Origin of the sequence: Limnohabitans sp. Bal53, from assembly GCF_003063355.1 — a bacterium.
GTDB lineage: Bacteria > Pseudomonadota > Gammaproteobacteria > Burkholderiales > Burkholderiaceae_C > Limnohabitans_A.
Map to the genome: position 1 here is coordinate 447,150 of NZ_NESH01000002.1, position 14,144 is coordinate 461,293.

Consider the following 14,144-nt stretch of genomic DNA (forward strand, 5'->3'; position numbering starts at 1 on the left):
GTCAATTACCGCGCCTATGGGCATCGCTGTAGGTGCGGTCTCCGACCGCGAATGGTGTCGTGCTCATGGCTAAATCGGTGGATGGGCTTTGCGTTTCACGCCGAGCCACGTATTTGAAGGTGCCGGTCGCCGTGGCGCACAGCTGGCCTGTGGTGTCGTAGATGCGTCCTTCGGTGAACGCCATGCTGCGGGTGCGGTGTTGCAGTTGACCGTTGCCCACCAGAGGCTGACCCGCTGGCACTTTGGCTGGGCGCATGAAGGTGGTTTTCATCTCGATGGTGACCACCCCCATGTTCGGGTCCACACTGCGCGCAGCGGTGGCCATGATCACGTCCAGAAAAGTCATGAGTGCGCCGCCGTGTGTGACGTCGAAGGAATTGAGGTGTTCGGGTCGCGGCGCAAAATGCAGCTCGGACTCGCCACCCGCAAACTTTTCCAAGGTGAAGCCCAAGTGCTCCACGAAGGGAATGTGGGCGCCAAAAGGAATGCTCATGTCCAGACTCAAAGCACGCCTCAGCCGCCGATGATGGCGCTCACGCCACCATCCACCGCCAGCCATTGGCCCGTGATGTGTTTGCCTGCCTCGGATGCGAACAACACCGCCAAGCCCTTGAGGTCTTCGTCATCGCCCAAGCGGCGCAACGGGGCGCCTGCCGCCATCTTGTCTGCGCCCAGTTTTTCGAGCAAACCGTACGTCATCTTGCTGGGGAAAAAACCCGGGCAGATCGCGTTGACGGTGATGCCATGCTCGCCCCACTCGCCTGCTAAGGCACGGGTGAAGTTGACCACCGCGCCCTTGGAGGTGTTGTAAGCGATGGTTTTCATCTCTGAAGGGTTGCCCGCCAAGCCTGCGATCGAGGCGACGTTGAGGATGCGGCCCTTGCCGCGCGGGATCATGCTCAGCTTGGCCACCTCTTGCGACAAGATGAAGTAGCCCCGTACGTTGAGGTTCATGACCTTGTCCCAAGCCTCGACAGGGTGGTCTTCGGCTGGGGCACCCCAGGTGGCGCCTGCGTTGTTGACCAGGATGTCGATGGGGCCCATGCGCTCCATGGTTTCCCTGGCCAAGCGGCGAATGTCTTCTTCGTTGCCGCAGTCGGCTGCGATCCAACTGGCATCGATGCCTACGGCCTGCAACGCGGCTGCGGCTTCTTCCAAGTCAGCCGCCTTGCGTGAGCTGAGCATGATCTTGGCGCCGGCTTCGCCCAAAGCGTGGGCCATTTGCAGGCCCAGACCACGCGAGCCGCCCGTGACCAAGGCCACCTGCCCGTTCAAATCAAAAAGTTGTTGAATGCTGCGTGCCATATTTGCTCCTGTTTTGTAGGTCTTATTCGACGGTGAAATCCATGCAGAAGCGCTCTTGCACGACCGCTTTCATGAAAGGTTTGATGGCCAGATGATCGGGGTGATTTTGGTAAGCCGCTAGCACCTGCGCGTCATCGAGCAGCATATGCAGCACCAAATCATTCGTGCAATCCATGCCGGGGGTGGCGGTGGCGACTTCGAAAGTGTGGATGCCGGGCACCACGTGGGCACACGACAACAACAGCGATTTCGCTTTTTCAAGGTTGCTGGCCTTGTCGGCCCCTTCGGCTTGCTCTTTCAAATTCCACATGACGACGTGGCGGATCATCAGAAGGCCTCCTCGGACAAGTCGGCACAAGTCGCATCTCGGCTGCGCACCACATTCAGCCAGGCCCCGATTTTGGGCAGTTCGTAACGGAAGAAGTAACGGCATGCCGCGCGGCGGCCTTGCGCTGCGGCGCTGTTGTCATCGCCTAAGCTGTGGGCCACATCGAGCCAGATCCAGGCGATCACGGTGTGGCCAAAGGCTTGCAAATAGGGCACGGCGTTGGCCAGCGCTAGTGCGGGCTCGGCACCGGCCCAAGCTTGTTGGGTAGCTTGGCCGACTTGGTTCAAGGCATCGCGCAAGGCGGCGGCCTCTGGACCCCAGCTGCCGTCGGCTTTGGCGGCTGTGGCCAGCATGCGCTCAGCCAGCAGTTGCAGGCCTCGTCCGTTTTCCATCAAGACCTTGCGGCCCAGCAAGTCCATGGCCTGGATTCCGTGGGTGCCTTCGTGGATCATGTTCAGGCGGTTGTCACGCCAGTATTGTTCGACCGGGAAGTCACGGGTGTAACCATAGCCGCCGTGGATTTGAATCGCCAGGCTGTTGGCCTCCAAGCACCACTCGCTGGGGAAGCTCTTGACGATGGGGGTCAGCACCTCCAGCAGCAGTCGCGCCACATCGGCGTCTTCGGCTGTGCCCGTGTGTTGTTCGTCCACCAAGCGGGCGCTGTACAAGGCCAAAGCCAGAGCGCCTTCGCTGTAAGCCTTTTGCGCCAGCAGCATGCGCTTGATGTCGGCGTGTTCAATGATGCGCACTTGCGGTTGGCTGGCGTCCTTGCCCCCGGCCCCAGTGGCGCGGCCTTGCGGGCGGTTTTTGGCGTAGTCCAGGCTGGCGTAGTAACCGGCCATGCCCAGCATGGTGGCCGCCATGCCCACACCAATGCGGGCCTCGTTCATCATGTGGAACATGCAGCGCAGGCCTTCACCAGGCTTGCCGACGAGGTAGCCCACGGCGCCGCTTCCGGCACCGTCTAGGCCTCCGCCTGTATCGCCTCTTACCGGGTATTTGCCCTCGCCAAAGTTCAGCAGCGTGTTGGTCGTGCCGCGCCAGCCGCATTTGTGGTTCAGGCCTGCCAAAGCCACGTCGTTGCGCTCTCCGGTCAGCTGTCCATTCGTGTCCACCATCTTTTTGGGAACGATGAACAGCGAGATGCCTTTGACGCCCGGCACCAACTGGCCATTGGCATCAGGGATCTTGGCCAGCACCAAGTGGATGATGTTCTCAGACAGTTCGTGCTCGCCCGAGGAGATCCACATCTTGTTGCCCTTGAGGCGGTAACGTGCGCCCAATGCGTCAGATTCAAAGCCCTCGCCATCGGGCGTGGCACGGGTGGTCACATCACTGAGCGACGAACCCGCCTGCGGCTCACTCAGGCACATGGTGCCCGAGAAACGACCCGAAAATTCGTTGGCTGCAAACACCTGCTTTTGCAAATCGGTGCCGTGCACCATGAGCAAATTGGCGTTGCCACTCGTGAGCATGCCCGAGCCAATGCTGACCGAGGCCATGGCAAAAAACGCGTTGGCCGCGGCTTCGACCGTGTAGGGCAGCTGCATGCCGCCGATCTCGTAGTCTTGCGCGGCGCTCAGCATGCCTGACTCGGCATAGGCCTTGTAAGCGTCGTGTGTGGCCTGCGGCAAGATGACTTTTTCGCCATCAAAGTGGGGTTCTTGCGTGTCCACCAGGCGATTGAAAGGGGCGTATTTCTCGCGCGCGATGCGCTCGCAGGTGTCCAGCACCGCGTCAAAGGTCTCTCGAGAGTGGTCGGCAAAGCGCTCGCGGCTTTGCAGGTTTTCGACCTTCAGCCAGTCGTGGAGCAAAAAATCAACCGTAGGGCGCAGGCTCATGTTTCAACTTTCAAGTTCGCGTTTTGCGGTCTCAGACCGCTCCTACCAAAATACAGCTTTTGAATTTTTAGATTCGCTTTTCGCGGTCAGAGACCGCTCCTACAAAAAACAAAAAGGGCAGAGAACTGAATGTCCTCTGCCCTTTTTGGATCAGCACGCCATAAGACAGGTGTTACAGCACTTCAAAAATGCCGCAAGCACCCATGCCGCCGCCAATGCACATGGTCACCGCCACGCGCTTGGCACCACGGCGCTTGCCTTCAATCAGGGCGTGGCCCGTCAGGCGCTGACCCGAAACGCCGTAGGGGTGTCCCACCGCAATCGCGCCGCCGTTGACGTTCAGGCGGTCGGCTGGGATGCCCAGCTTATCGCGGCAGTACAGCACCTGCACGGCAAACGCTTCGTTCAGTTCCCACAGGTCAATGTCTTGCACGGTGAAGCCCAAACGCGCCAGGGCTTTGGGCACGGCATAAACGGGGCCAATGCCCATTTCGTCAGGCTCGCAACCGGCCACGGCAAAACCGAGGAATCGGCCCATGGGTTTGAGTCCACGTTGCTCGGCCAGTTTTTCGTCCATCAGCACACAAGCGCCTGCGCCGTCAGAGAACTGGCTGGCATTGCCCGCAGTGACCAAGCCACCCGGCAGCGCCGAGCGCAAACCGCTGATGGCTTCCACGGTGGTGCCTTCGCGCAGGCCTTCGTCCACGCTCACGGTCACTTGTTTGGTGGTCATGCCCATGACTTTGTCGATCACGCCTTGTGTGACGGTGATGGGGGCGATTTCGTCATTGAACAAACCAGCGGCTTGGGCAGCGCAGGCTTTTTGCTGACTGGCCGCACCGTAAGCATCCATCACGTCACGGCCGATTTTGTAGCGCTTGGCCACTTGTTCGGCGGTTTGCAGCATGTTCCAGTAGATCTCGGGCTTCATCTTGGCCAATGCCAAGTCTTGCATCATGTGGGTGTTCATTTCTTGCTGAACGCAAGAGATGCTTTCCACGCCACCAGCCACATAGACCTGACCTTCACCGGCGATGATGCGCTGGGCGGCCAAGGCAATGGTTTGCAAGCCAGAGGAGCAAAAACGGTTCACGGTCATGCCCGACACCGAGATGGGCAGACCGGCCTTGAGGGCGATCTGGCGGGCGATGTTGGCACCGGTGGCACCTTCGGGGCTGGCACAGCCCATGATCACGTCCTCGACTTCGGCGGCGTCAATGCCTGCGCGGGCCACGGCGTGTTGCACCGCATGGCCGCCCAAAGTGGCACCATGGGTCATGTTGAAAGCGCCCTTCCAGCTCTTGGCCAGAGGGGTGCGTGCGGTGGAAACGATGACAGCATTCGTCATGATGGTCCTTTCAAGTGGGGGACAGAGCTGAAGATCTGTCCCGCCAAAAAATTAATAAATCAGTTGAATGTCTTGCCTTCGGCCACCAAGCGCGCCAACAGGGGCGCGGGTTGCCAGAATTGGGCATCGTCGAGTGGGTTCTTGGCAAAGCGCTTCATGGCTTCGGCCACGTTGAACAGGCCCACGGTGTCGGCGTAGTTCATGGGGCCACCGCGCCAGAAGGGGAAGCCGTAGCCGGTGATGTAGACCATGTCGATGTCACCGGCTTTGCTGGCAATGCCTTCTTCCAGAATGTGCGCCGCCTCGTTCACCAGCGAGTACACCAAGCGCTGCACGATTTCTTCGTCTGAAATCTTGCGGGGCGTGATGCCCATGGCCGCACGGTGCTTCTCGATCATCTCGACCACCACGGCGCTGGGGATGGCGTCACGCTTGCCGGCTTGGTAGTCGTACCAGCCTGCGCCGGTCTTTTGACCATAACGGCCCATTTCGCACAGCAAGTCAGCGGTTTTGCTGTACTTGAGGTCGGGCTTTTCGGTGTAGCGACGCTTGCGGATCGCCCAGCCGATGTCGTTGCCGGCCAAGTCGCCCATACGGAAGGGGCCCATGGCAAAGCCGAATTTCTCAACGGCTTTGTCGACCTGCGCTGGGGTGCAGCCTTCTTCGATCAGGAAACCGGCTTGGCGGCTGTACTGCTCGATCATGCGGTTGCCAATGAAGCCATCACACACGCCCGAGACCACCGAGGTCTTCTTGATCTTCTTGCCGATGGCCATCACGGTGGCCAGCACGTCTTTGCCGGTTTGGGCGCCACGCACGACTTCGAGCAATTTCATCACGTTGGCTGGGCTGAAGAAGTGCATGCCAATCACGTCTTGTGGACGTTTGGTGAAGCTGGCGATCTTGTTCACATCCAAGGTGGAGGTGTTGGACGCCAAGATAGCACCGGGCTTCATCACTTCGTCAAGCTTCTTGAAGACGGCTTCTTTCACGCCCATTTCTTCAAAAACCGCTTCGATCACCAGGTCGGCCTGGCCGATCTCGTCGTAGCTCAGCGTGGTGGACAACAGCGCCATGCGCTCGTCGTACTTTTCTTGTTTGAGCTTGCCTTTTTTGACCTGGGCTTCGTAGTTCTTGCGGATGGTGGCCACACCACGGTCCAGGGCTTCTTGCTTCATCTCCAGCATCTTGACAGGGATGCCTGCGTTCAAGAAGTTCATCGAGATGCCGCCACCCATGGTGCCGGCGCCAATGACCGCCACGGACTTGATATCGCGCTTGGGCGTGTCTTCGGGCACATCGGCAATCTTGCTGGCCGCGCGATCAGCCATGAAGATGTGGCGCAAAGCCCGGCTTTCGGGGGTGAGCATCAGGTTCATGAAGATGTCACGCTCGAACACCATGCCGTCTTCAAACTTCTTCTTGGTGGCGGCTTCTACAGCGTCCACACACTTGACGGGCGCGGGCAGGTTTTTCGCCATGCCTTTGGCCATGTTGCGGGCAAACTGGAAGTAAGCGTCGCCTTGGGCGTGCTTGCAAGGCAGGTTGCGCACCAGGGGCAGCGGGCTGCCATCGGCGTGGGCTGCGGCGACTTTGCGGGCCAAGGCCAGGGCTTCTTCGGGCAGGCTTTCGGCCGATTGGGCCATGGCATCAAAAAGTTTCTGGCCGGGCAACATGGCCAACATTTCGCTCTTGATGGCTTCGCCGCTGACGATCATGTTGAGCGCAGGCTCCACACCGATCACGCGGGGCAGGCGCTGCGTACCGCCCGCGCCGGGAATCAGACCCAGCTTGACTTCGGGCAGTGCGACGCTGGTGCCCGGTGATGCGATGCGGTAGTGACAGCCCAAGGCCAGCTCCAATCCGCCGCCCATGGCCACCGAGTGGATGGCCGCAACCACGGGCTTGGATGAGTTTTCACACGCGCGGATGACGCTGAGCAAATTGGGTTCTTGGATCGCTTTGGGCGAGCCAAATTCACGGATGTCCGCACCGCCCGAGAAGGCTTTGCCAGCACCCGTGATAACGATGGATTTGACCGATGCGTCGTTGTTGGCCTTCTCCAGACCATCGGTGATGCCGATTCGGGTAGACAGGCCCAAACCGTTGACGGGCGGGTTCATCATCGTGATGACCGCGACATCACCGTGGACTTTGTATTCAGCTGTCATGCTGGACTTCCTTTGCGTGAAAAGTTAAAAAAGAACGACCGTTCGTTTTTTGCATTGTAGACACAAAAAATAGATGTCAGGCAAAAAATTTGTCGCAACAGGGACGGTGCCATGGAGCGGTACGGACCCTGCGGCTGCATCAAACTTCCAGCCATTCCTTGCGGATATAGGTGTTGGCCCGCAGCTCGTCGGGTGTGCCCTGGAACACGATGGAGCCATGCCCCATGACCAAAGCACGGTCTGAAATATTCATGGCGATGGTGAGTTTTTGCTCGATCAGCAAAACCGACACCCCTTTGGCCTTGAGGCTGTGCAGGAATTGGCCCACCAATTCCACAATTTTAGGAGCCAGGCCCTCGGTGGGCTCATCGATGATGATGAGGTCAGGATCACCCATGAGGGTGCGGCACAGTGTGAGCATTTGCTGCTCGCCGCCCGACAACACGCCAGCTTCGGTGTGCTCACGCTCTTTGAGACGTGGAAACATGGCGAACATGTCGTCAAAAGACCAACGACCGTTTTGCCCACTGCGTTTTTGACCCAGTTGCAGGTTTTGGCTCACCGTGAGTTTGGGGAAAATTTCGCGGTTTTCAGGCACATAACCCACCCCCAAGTGGGCAATTTCGTAGGCTTTTTTGCCTTGAATGGGCTGGCCTTTCCAGTCAATGCGCCCCTCGCACTCCACCAAACCCATGATGGCCTTGGCGGTGGTGGAGCGGCCTGAGCCGTTGCGGCCGAGCAAAGCCACGATCTCGCCCTGCCCCACTTCAAAATTGACGCCATGCAGCACATGGCTTTTGCCATAAAAGGCATGAAGGTTGTCGATTTGCAGCATCAGTGGCCTCCTGCTTGGCTGTCTGCGACCGGAGAGCCCAAATAAGCCTCCTGCACCTTGGCGTTGGCCCGCACGGCTTCGGGTGTGTCAAAGGCGATGACCTCGCCATACACCACCACCGCGATCTTGTCGGCCAGGCCAAACACCACGCCCATGTCGTGTTCCACCGTGAGCAGGGTTTTGCCCACGGTGACATCCTTGATGAGCTGGATGAAACGTGAGGTCTCGCTTTTGCTCATGCCCGCCGTGGGTTCGTCCAGCAAGATCACATTCGAGCCGCTGGCGATGGTCACGCCGATTTCCAGCGCCCGCTGTTCGGCGTAGGTGAGGTTGACGGCGAGCACGTCGCGCTTTTTGTCCAGATGGATCATGTCCAGCAATTCATCGGTGCGATCGTTGGCATCTTTCAGGTTCGATAAAAACTTGAAGAAGCTGTACTTGTAGCCCAGGCTCCAAAGCACCGCGCAGCGCAGGTTTTCGAACACGCTCAACTTGGGAAAGATGTTGGTGATCTGGAAGCTGCGCGACAGCCCCATGCGGTTGATCTCATAAGGCGTCTTGTTCTGGATGGCTTGGCCGTTGAGCAAAATCTCGCCGCTGGTGGGGCCAAAGCGACCACTGATCAGGTTAAAAAGCGTGGACTTGCCGGCGCCGTTGGGGCCGATCACGGCCACGCGTTCACCGGACTGCACAGCCAAGTTCACGCCTCGGATGATTTCGGTCTTGCCGAAGTTCTTGCGCACGTCCTGGAGTTCAAGGGCGTAACTCATAAGGCCGTTTCCCTTCGCTTGATTTCTTTTTCGATGTCGGTCTGGATTTCACCCCAGTCGCGGGCGAACTGCCTGCGGGCCAGCTCAAACAGGCCCAGGCCCGTGAGCATGACAAAGGCCGAGCCAAACCAGCTGTCCAGGCTCTTGGCGTTGAGCGTGGCGCCCATGAACTTGACGGTGTCACCCAAAGCCGAATTGAGCTGCAAGTGATAGACCATCTCGATCATGGCCCCAGCGCCCGCGAGCATGACCACGCCTGTGAGGCCCAAGGCCAGGTAGCTGGTCCAAATCTGACGCAACTTGCCGAACTTGGCTACCCGCAGGTTCATCATGATCAGGCTGGCAATGCCACCGGGCGCATACATGACCATGAACAAGAACACCAGGCCCAAGTACAGCAGCCAAGCCTTGGTCAACTCGGACAGCAGCACAAAGGCGATGATCATGAGCACCGCACCGATGATGGGGCCAAAGAAGAAGGTGGCGCCACCCAAAAAGGTGAACAGCAAGTACGCTCCCGAGCGGGCTGCACCCACGACTTCGGCGGTGACAATTTCGAAATTCAAAGCCGCCAACCCACCTGCGATGCCCGCAAAAAAGCCCGAGATGATGAAGGCCATGTAGCGCACTCGCTGCGTGTTGTAGCCGATGAACTCGACGCGCTCAGGGTTGTCGCGCACGGCATTCAAAATCCGGCCCAGCGGCGTTTGCGTGAAGGCGTACATGAGCGCCACACACACAAAGGTGTAGGCCGCGATCAGGTAATACACCTGGATTTGCGGGCCGTAGGTGATGCCGAAAAATCGCTCTCCGGCCACACGGTCGCCCGAGACGCCCGCCTCGCCACCGAAAAATTCAGAGAACATCAGCGACATGGCGAACACCAGCTCGGCAACACCTAAGGTGATCATGGCAAAGGTGGTGCCGGATTTTCGGGTGGTGACCCAGCCCAGCAAAATAGCAAAGCCCATTCCAGTCAGGCCGCCAACGATGGGCAAAAGACTTACGGGCAAGTGGAGCTTTCCAGCCGTGACCGCGTTCAGCGCGTGCATGGCCATGTAGGAGCCCAACCCTGTGTAGACCGCGTGGCCAAAACTGAGCATGCCACCCTGCCCCAACAAGATGTTGTAAGACAGGCAAGCAATGATGGCGATGCCCATTTGCGCCAGCATGGTGACCGACAAGTTGTTGGTGAACACCAAAGGCGCGAAGATCAGCACGAGCGCAAACAAGCTCCAGATGACCCAACGGCCCACGTTGTAAGATTTGAATTTATAAACAGCAGCCATGTCTTTAAGTCTCGCGGGTACCCAAAAGGCCTTTGGGCCGGAAGATCAGGATCAACACCAGGAACAGGTAAGGCAAGATCGGCGCCATCTGTGACAGCGTGAGTTTGGCAAAAGTATTCTCTTGTGTCGCAGCCGAAACCGACACGCCCAGGTCTTGAGCCAAGGAGAGAAAGGAGTAGTCGATGGCCACGGCAAAGGTCTGGATCACGCCAATCAGCACAGAGGCTAAAAATGCGCCAGACAAAGAGCCCATGCCGCCCACCACCACAACCACAAAGATGACCGAACCCACCGTGGCGGCCATGGCAGGCTCGGTGACAAAGGTGCTGCCGCCGATCACGCCAGCCAAGCCAGCCAGGCCTGTGCCAGCGCCAAACACCAGCATGAACACGCGTGGCACGTTGTGACCCAGCGACTCCACCATCTCGGGATGCGTCAAGGCGGCTTGAATCACCAAGCCAATGCGGGTGCGGGTGAGCAGCAGCCACAAACCCAACAACATCAACAATGCCACCAGCATCATGAACGCTCGGGTTGCAGGAAATGGTGAACACACGAGACGAATGGCGGCATCAGCCGCTGTACACATCTCTGCGGGTGCAGCCCCCCAAACCATGCTCAGACCATTGACTGAATGGTTGATCAGGGTGAAGGCCGAATGCCGAAGAATGTCTGGTGGCGTGAACTCCACTGCGGTGCGGCCCCACAAGAGCTGAACCAGTTCGACGATGACGTACGACAGTCCGAAAGTGACCAAGAGCTCTGGCACATGGCCAAACGGATGGACTTTACGCAGTGTGATGCGTTCAAACAGCGCACCACAAACACCAACCAGCAAGGGCGCGATGACCAATGCGGGCCAAAATCCGACAAGCTCTGTCAGGCTGTAGCCAAAGTAAGCACCAATCATGTAAAAGCTGGCATGCGCAAAGTTGAGCACCCCCATCATGCTGAAAATCAGCGTCAGGCCGGAGCTGAGCATGAAGAGCAACAACCCGTAACTGAGGCCGTTGAGCATGGAGATGATGAAAAACTCCATAAGAAACTTTCCAGGCCCGTGTGGGCCTAACTGCGTTACTGAAAGTAGGTTTGCACAAGCCAACCTAGCAAAGACTTAAAAAATCAGAAGTCAAAAAAAAGCCCGAAAAACATCTGTTGATCGGGCCAGCCCGCACCCTCACATGAACCGTGATGAACGCAAAGCGCGCCATCACAGTCAAGAAAGTTGGGGCTATGAGAGGCCTGGCATTAACCAGGACGCTTCATTTGGCAGCTGGTGGGTGTGCTGGCCACGTAAGCAGGGATGTCTTTGACTGGGGCCAAAGTCATGCCTGTTTTTTCTGGGCTGTATGGAAACTTCTTGTCCGCCTTTTGCCACACGGTCATGTACAAGGGCTGCTGCAGCTGGTGGTCCGTCTTGCGCATTTGCACTTCACCATTGAAGGTGTTGAAGGTCAAACCCTCCAGGGCTGCCGCAACCTTGACGGGATCTGTTGACTTGGCCTTGGCCATCGCAGCGCCGAGCGATTCGTAAATGCGGATGACAGAATGCGTGTAAAAGTCATCGTTAAAACGCTTTTGGAATTCAGCAGCCCACTTGTCCATTTGACCGCCCATGTTGTAGTGACCATAGGCAATTTGGTAAACACGTCCGGCACCATTTTGACCTAATGCCGTAGGTGTGCCGGTCACACCGGTGTAGTAGGTGTAGAACTTGCCGTTGTAACCGCCTTCATTAGCCGCTTTCACCAACAAGGCCAGGTCAGAACCCCAGTTGCCAGTGATCACAGTGTCAGCGCCAGAGGCCTTGATCTTGGCAATGTAAGGAGAAAAGTCGCGAACCTGGGCAAGTGGATGCAGGTCTTCGCCGACGATCTGCACATCTGGGCGCTTGCGTGCCAAGTTCTCTTTGGCGAACTTGGCAACTTGGTGGCCATGGGAGTAATTTTGATTGAACAGGTAGACTTTTTGAATGTCTTTTTTGTCCGCCATGAACGAGGTCATGGCCTCAATTTTCATGGATGTGTCTGCATCAAAACGGAAATGCCAATAGCTGCATTTCGCATTGGTCAAGTCTGGATCCACCGCCGAGTGGTTCAAGAAAATCACTTCCTTGCCGGGGTTGCGAGCGTTGTGCTTGTTGACGGCATCCACCAGCGCACCAGCGATACCGGAGCTGTTGCCCTGTGTGATGTAGCGAACACCTTGGTCCATGGCTGCTTTGAGCGCGTTCAGGCTTTCAGCAGGGCTCAATTTGTTGTCGATGCCAATGACCTCAAACTTGACGCCAGCAGGGTTGGTCTTGCTGAATTTTTCGGCAAAAAACTGGAAGCTCTTGAGCTGGTTGCTGCCCACGGGGGCCATCAGGCCAGACAATGGATCAATCCAAGCAATTTTGACGGTCTCGCCCTTTTGCGCGTAAGCGCCCATGGAACAAGCGGCCAAGGCGGCTGCGGCGATCAAACGGTGGGTGGTTTTCATTCAAGGTCTCCTGCGTTGTGAATTGAAACAAGATCAGCGTAACCGCTGATGAAACAAATGCGCTCGGGGTTTGTCCCTAAGTCGTATCACCCGCGCGACTTGCACGGGTCACGCGATGAGCACGAGCACTGGATGTGCTTCAAAGACCGGGCAAGACGTAGTCGGCCAATTGCTCGCGCAGCTTGGTCTTGAGCATCTTGCCGGTGCCCCCCAAAGGAATGGCATCGACAAAGACCACGTCGTCCGGAATCTGCCACTTGGCGGTCTTGCCGTCGTAAAAAGCAATGAGCTCTTCACGGCTGACCTCGGCACCCGGTTTCTTGACCACACACACAATCGGCCGCTCGTCCCATTTGGGGTGGCGCATGCCAATACAAGCGGCCATGGCGACTGACGGGTGGGCCATGGCGATGTTTTCCACATCGATGGAACTGATCCACTCGCCGCCGGACTTGATCACGTCCTTGCTGCGGTCGGTGATCTGCATGAAACCATCGGCGTCGATGGTGGCCACATCGCCGGTGGGGAACCAGCCGTCCACCAAGGGGTTGCGGCCTTCTTGTTTGTAATAGGACGCGATCACCCAGGGACCTTTGACGAGCAGGTCACCCGCCGCTTTGCCATCGTGTGGCAATTCCTGACCTTGCGCGTCCACGATCTTCATGTCGATGCCGAAAATGCAGCGGCCTTGCTTCATGCGCAGTTTCATTTGCGCATCGGCGGGCATGCTCAGGTGCTTGTTTTTCAAGGTGCACACGGTTCCCAAGGGGCTCAGCTCGGTCATGCCCCAGGCGTGCAACACTTCCACGTTGTAGTCCTGGCGGAAGGCGTCGATCATGGCGGGTGGGCAAGCCGAGCCGCCAATCACGGTGCGGTTGAGCAGGCTGAATTTCAGGCCCGCAGGCTTCATGTGGCCCAGCAGCATTTGCCACACGGTGGGCACGCCCGCTGCAAAAGTGACGCCCTCGGCTTCGATCAGTTCATAAACCGACTTGCCGTCGAGCGCGGGGCCTGGAAAGACCAATTTGGAGCCCGCCATGGCCGCGCTGTAGGGGATGCCCCAGGCGTTGACGTGGAACATGGGCACCACGGGCAAGATTGAATCGCGCGCCGAGATGCACATCGAGTCGGGCAAGGCAGCCGCATAGGCGTGCAGCACGGTGGAGCGGTGGCTGTACAAAGCACCTTTGGGGTTGCCGGTGGTGCCGCTGGTGTAACACAGGCTGCAGGCGGTGTTTTCGTCGAGCTGCGGCCAAGCGTAGGTGCTGGTCTGCTGGCCCATCCAAGCCTCGTAACTCACCAGGTTCGGGATGCCCGTATCGGCGGGCAGTTTGTCCGCGTCGCACAAAGCCACATAGTGGGTGATGGTTTTGCAATGGGCATGGACCGCCTGCACCAGGGGTAAAAACGTCATGTCAAAGCACAGCACCTGGTCTTCGGCATGGTTGGCGATCCAGGCCAGCTGCTCGGGGTGCAGGCGCGGATTCATGGTGTGCAGCACGCGGCCGGAGCCGCTCACACCAAAGTACAGCTCCAGGTGGCGGTAACCGTTCCAGGCCAAGGTCGCGATGCGAGCGCCTTGCGGCACCTTTTGTGCGTCGAGGGCGTTGGCCACTTGGCGCGAACGGCGGGCCACGTCAGTCCAGGCATAACGGTGGATGTCGCCCTCCACGCGGCGAGAGACGATCTCACTGTCGCCGTGGTGTTTTTCAGCAAAGTCGATCAGAGAAGAAATCAGCAATGATTGCTGTTGCATCAATCCCAGCATGGGGTGGT

12 protein-coding genes are annotated in these 14,144 nt (G+C 58.2%); all 12 read right to left on the reverse strand.

Annotated features, from left to right (window positions below):
* Position 1 precedes the first annotated feature (1 nt).
* The 12 genes from B9Z50_RS07065 to B9Z50_RS07120 all read right to left on the reverse strand — a co-directional run bounded on the left by B9Z50_RS07065 (position 2) and on the right by B9Z50_RS07120 (position 14,136).
* Positions 2-493 (reverse strand): PaaI family thioesterase, encoded by a 492-nt coding sequence (locus B9Z50_RS07065; protein ID WP_108362950.1) that lies wholly within the window; start codon positions 491-493, stop codon positions 2-4.
* A 20-nt stretch (positions 494-513) separates the two neighbouring features.
* Complete coding sequence (locus B9Z50_RS07070; protein WP_108362951.1) at positions 514-1,305, reverse strand: SDR family oxidoreductase; 792 nt, start codon at positions 1,303-1,305, stop codon at positions 514-516.
* Between the two features lie 22 nt (positions 1,306-1,327).
* Complete coding sequence (locus B9Z50_RS07075; protein ID WP_108362952.1) at positions 1,328-1,633, reverse strand: Dabb family protein; 306 nt, start codon at positions 1,631-1,633, stop codon at positions 1,328-1,330.
* Positions 1,633-3,474 carry an acyl-CoA dehydrogenase gene (locus B9Z50_RS07080; RefSeq protein ID WP_108362953.1) on the reverse strand — a complete coding sequence of 614 codons (1,842 nt, stop codon included), beginning with the start codon at positions 3,472-3,474 and terminating at the stop codon, positions 1,633-1,635. The genes B9Z50_RS07075 and B9Z50_RS07080 overlap by 1 nt, the downstream gene beginning before the upstream one ends.
* A 172-nt stretch (positions 3,475-3,646) precedes the next feature.
* The gene (locus B9Z50_RS07085; RefSeq protein ID WP_108362954.1) at positions 3,647-4,822 is read right to left on the reverse strand and encodes an acetyl-CoA C-acyltransferase; all 1,176 of its coding nucleotides are present in this window, start codon (positions 4,820-4,822) and stop codon (positions 3,647-3,649) included.
* 59 nt (positions 4,823-4,881) lie between these two features.
* The gene (locus B9Z50_RS07090) at positions 4,882-6,993 is read right to left on the reverse strand and encodes a 3-hydroxyacyl-CoA dehydrogenase NAD-binding domain-containing protein (RefSeq protein WP_108362955.1); all 2,112 of its coding nucleotides are present in this window, start codon (positions 6,991-6,993) and stop codon (positions 4,882-4,884) included.
* Between the two features lie 139 nt (positions 6,994-7,132).
* On the reverse strand, positions 7,133-7,828 hold the full coding sequence (locus tag B9Z50_RS07095; protein ID WP_108362956.1) for an ABC transporter ATP-binding protein: 696 nt from the start codon (positions 7,826-7,828) through the stop codon (positions 7,133-7,135).
* Complete coding sequence (locus tag B9Z50_RS07100) at positions 7,828-8,598, reverse strand: ABC transporter ATP-binding protein (protein WP_108362957.1); 771 nt, start codon at positions 8,596-8,598, stop codon at positions 7,828-7,830. The genes B9Z50_RS07095 and B9Z50_RS07100 overlap by 1 nt, the downstream gene beginning before the upstream one ends.
* Entirely contained in the window at positions 8,595-9,887 is a 1,293-nt protein-coding gene (locus B9Z50_RS07105; protein WP_108362958.1) for a branched-chain amino acid ABC transporter permease, read from the reverse strand. The genes B9Z50_RS07100 and B9Z50_RS07105 overlap by 4 nt, the downstream gene beginning before the upstream one ends.
* 4 nt (positions 9,888-9,891) lie before the next feature.
* Positions 9,892-10,926, reverse strand: a complete 1,035-nt coding sequence (locus B9Z50_RS07110; RefSeq protein WP_108362959.1) for a branched-chain amino acid ABC transporter permease — start codon at positions 10,924-10,926, stop codon at positions 9,892-9,894.
* A 209-nt stretch (positions 10,927-11,135) separates the two neighbouring features.
* Positions 11,136-12,368, reverse strand: a complete 1,233-nt coding sequence (locus B9Z50_RS07115; protein WP_108362960.1) for a branched-chain amino acid ABC transporter substrate-binding protein — start codon at positions 12,366-12,368, stop codon at positions 11,136-11,138.
* A 139-nt stretch (positions 12,369-12,507) separates the two neighbouring features.
* Positions 12,508-14,136 (reverse strand): 3-(methylthio)propionyl-CoA ligase, encoded by a 1,629-nt coding sequence (locus tag B9Z50_RS07120; protein WP_108362961.1) that lies wholly within the window; start codon positions 14,134-14,136, stop codon positions 12,508-12,510.
* Positions 14,137-14,144 lie beyond the last annotated feature (8 nt).

What these genes read in the sequence shown, in the direction of transcription:
- B9Z50_RS07065 (WP_108362950.1), bottom strand. Translation starts at nt 493, where the DNA reads ATGAGCATTCCTTTTGGCGCCCACATTCCCTTCGTGGAGCACTTGGGC.
- B9Z50_RS07105 (WP_108362958.1), bottom strand. Translation starts at nt 9,887, where the DNA reads ATGGCTGCTGTTTATAAATTCAAATCTTACAACGTGGGCCGTTGGGTC.
- B9Z50_RS07095 (WP_108362956.1), bottom strand. Translation starts at nt 7,828, where the DNA reads ATGCTGCAAATCGACAACCTTCATGCCTTTTATGGCAAAAGCCATGTG.
- B9Z50_RS07100 (WP_108362957.1), bottom strand. Translation starts at nt 8,598, where the DNA reads ATGAGTTACGCCCTTGAACTCCAGGACGTGCGCAAGAACTTCGGCAAG.
- B9Z50_RS07070 (WP_108362951.1), bottom strand. Translation starts at nt 1,305, where the DNA reads ATGGCACGCAGCATTCAACAACTTTTTGATTTGAACGGGCAGGTGGCC.
- B9Z50_RS07080 (WP_108362953.1), bottom strand. Translation starts at nt 3,474, where the DNA reads ATGAGCCTGCGCCCTACGGTTGATTTTTTGCTCCACGACTGGCTGAAG.
- B9Z50_RS07075 (WP_108362952.1), bottom strand. Translation starts at nt 1,633, where the DNA reads ATGATCCGCCACGTCGTCATGTGGAATTTGAAAGAGCAAGCCGAAGGG.
- B9Z50_RS07115 (WP_108362960.1), bottom strand. Translation starts at nt 12,368, where the DNA reads ATGAAAACCACCCACCGTTTGATCGCCGCAGCCGCCTTGGCCGCTTGT.
- B9Z50_RS07110 (WP_108362959.1), bottom strand. Translation starts at nt 10,926, where the DNA reads ATGGAGTTTTTCATCATCTCCATGCTCAACGGCCTCAGTTACGGGTTG.
- B9Z50_RS07085 (WP_108362954.1), bottom strand. Translation starts at nt 4,822, where the DNA reads ATGACGAATGCTGTCATCGTTTCCACCGCACGCACCCCTCTGGCCAAG.
- B9Z50_RS07120 (WP_108362961.1), bottom strand. Translation starts at nt 14,136, where the DNA reads ATGCTGGGATTGATGCAACAGCAATCATTGCTGATTTCTTCTCTGATC.
- B9Z50_RS07090 (WP_108362955.1), bottom strand. Translation starts at nt 6,993, where the DNA reads ATGACAGCTGAATACAAAGTCCACGGTGATGTCGCGGTCATCACGATG.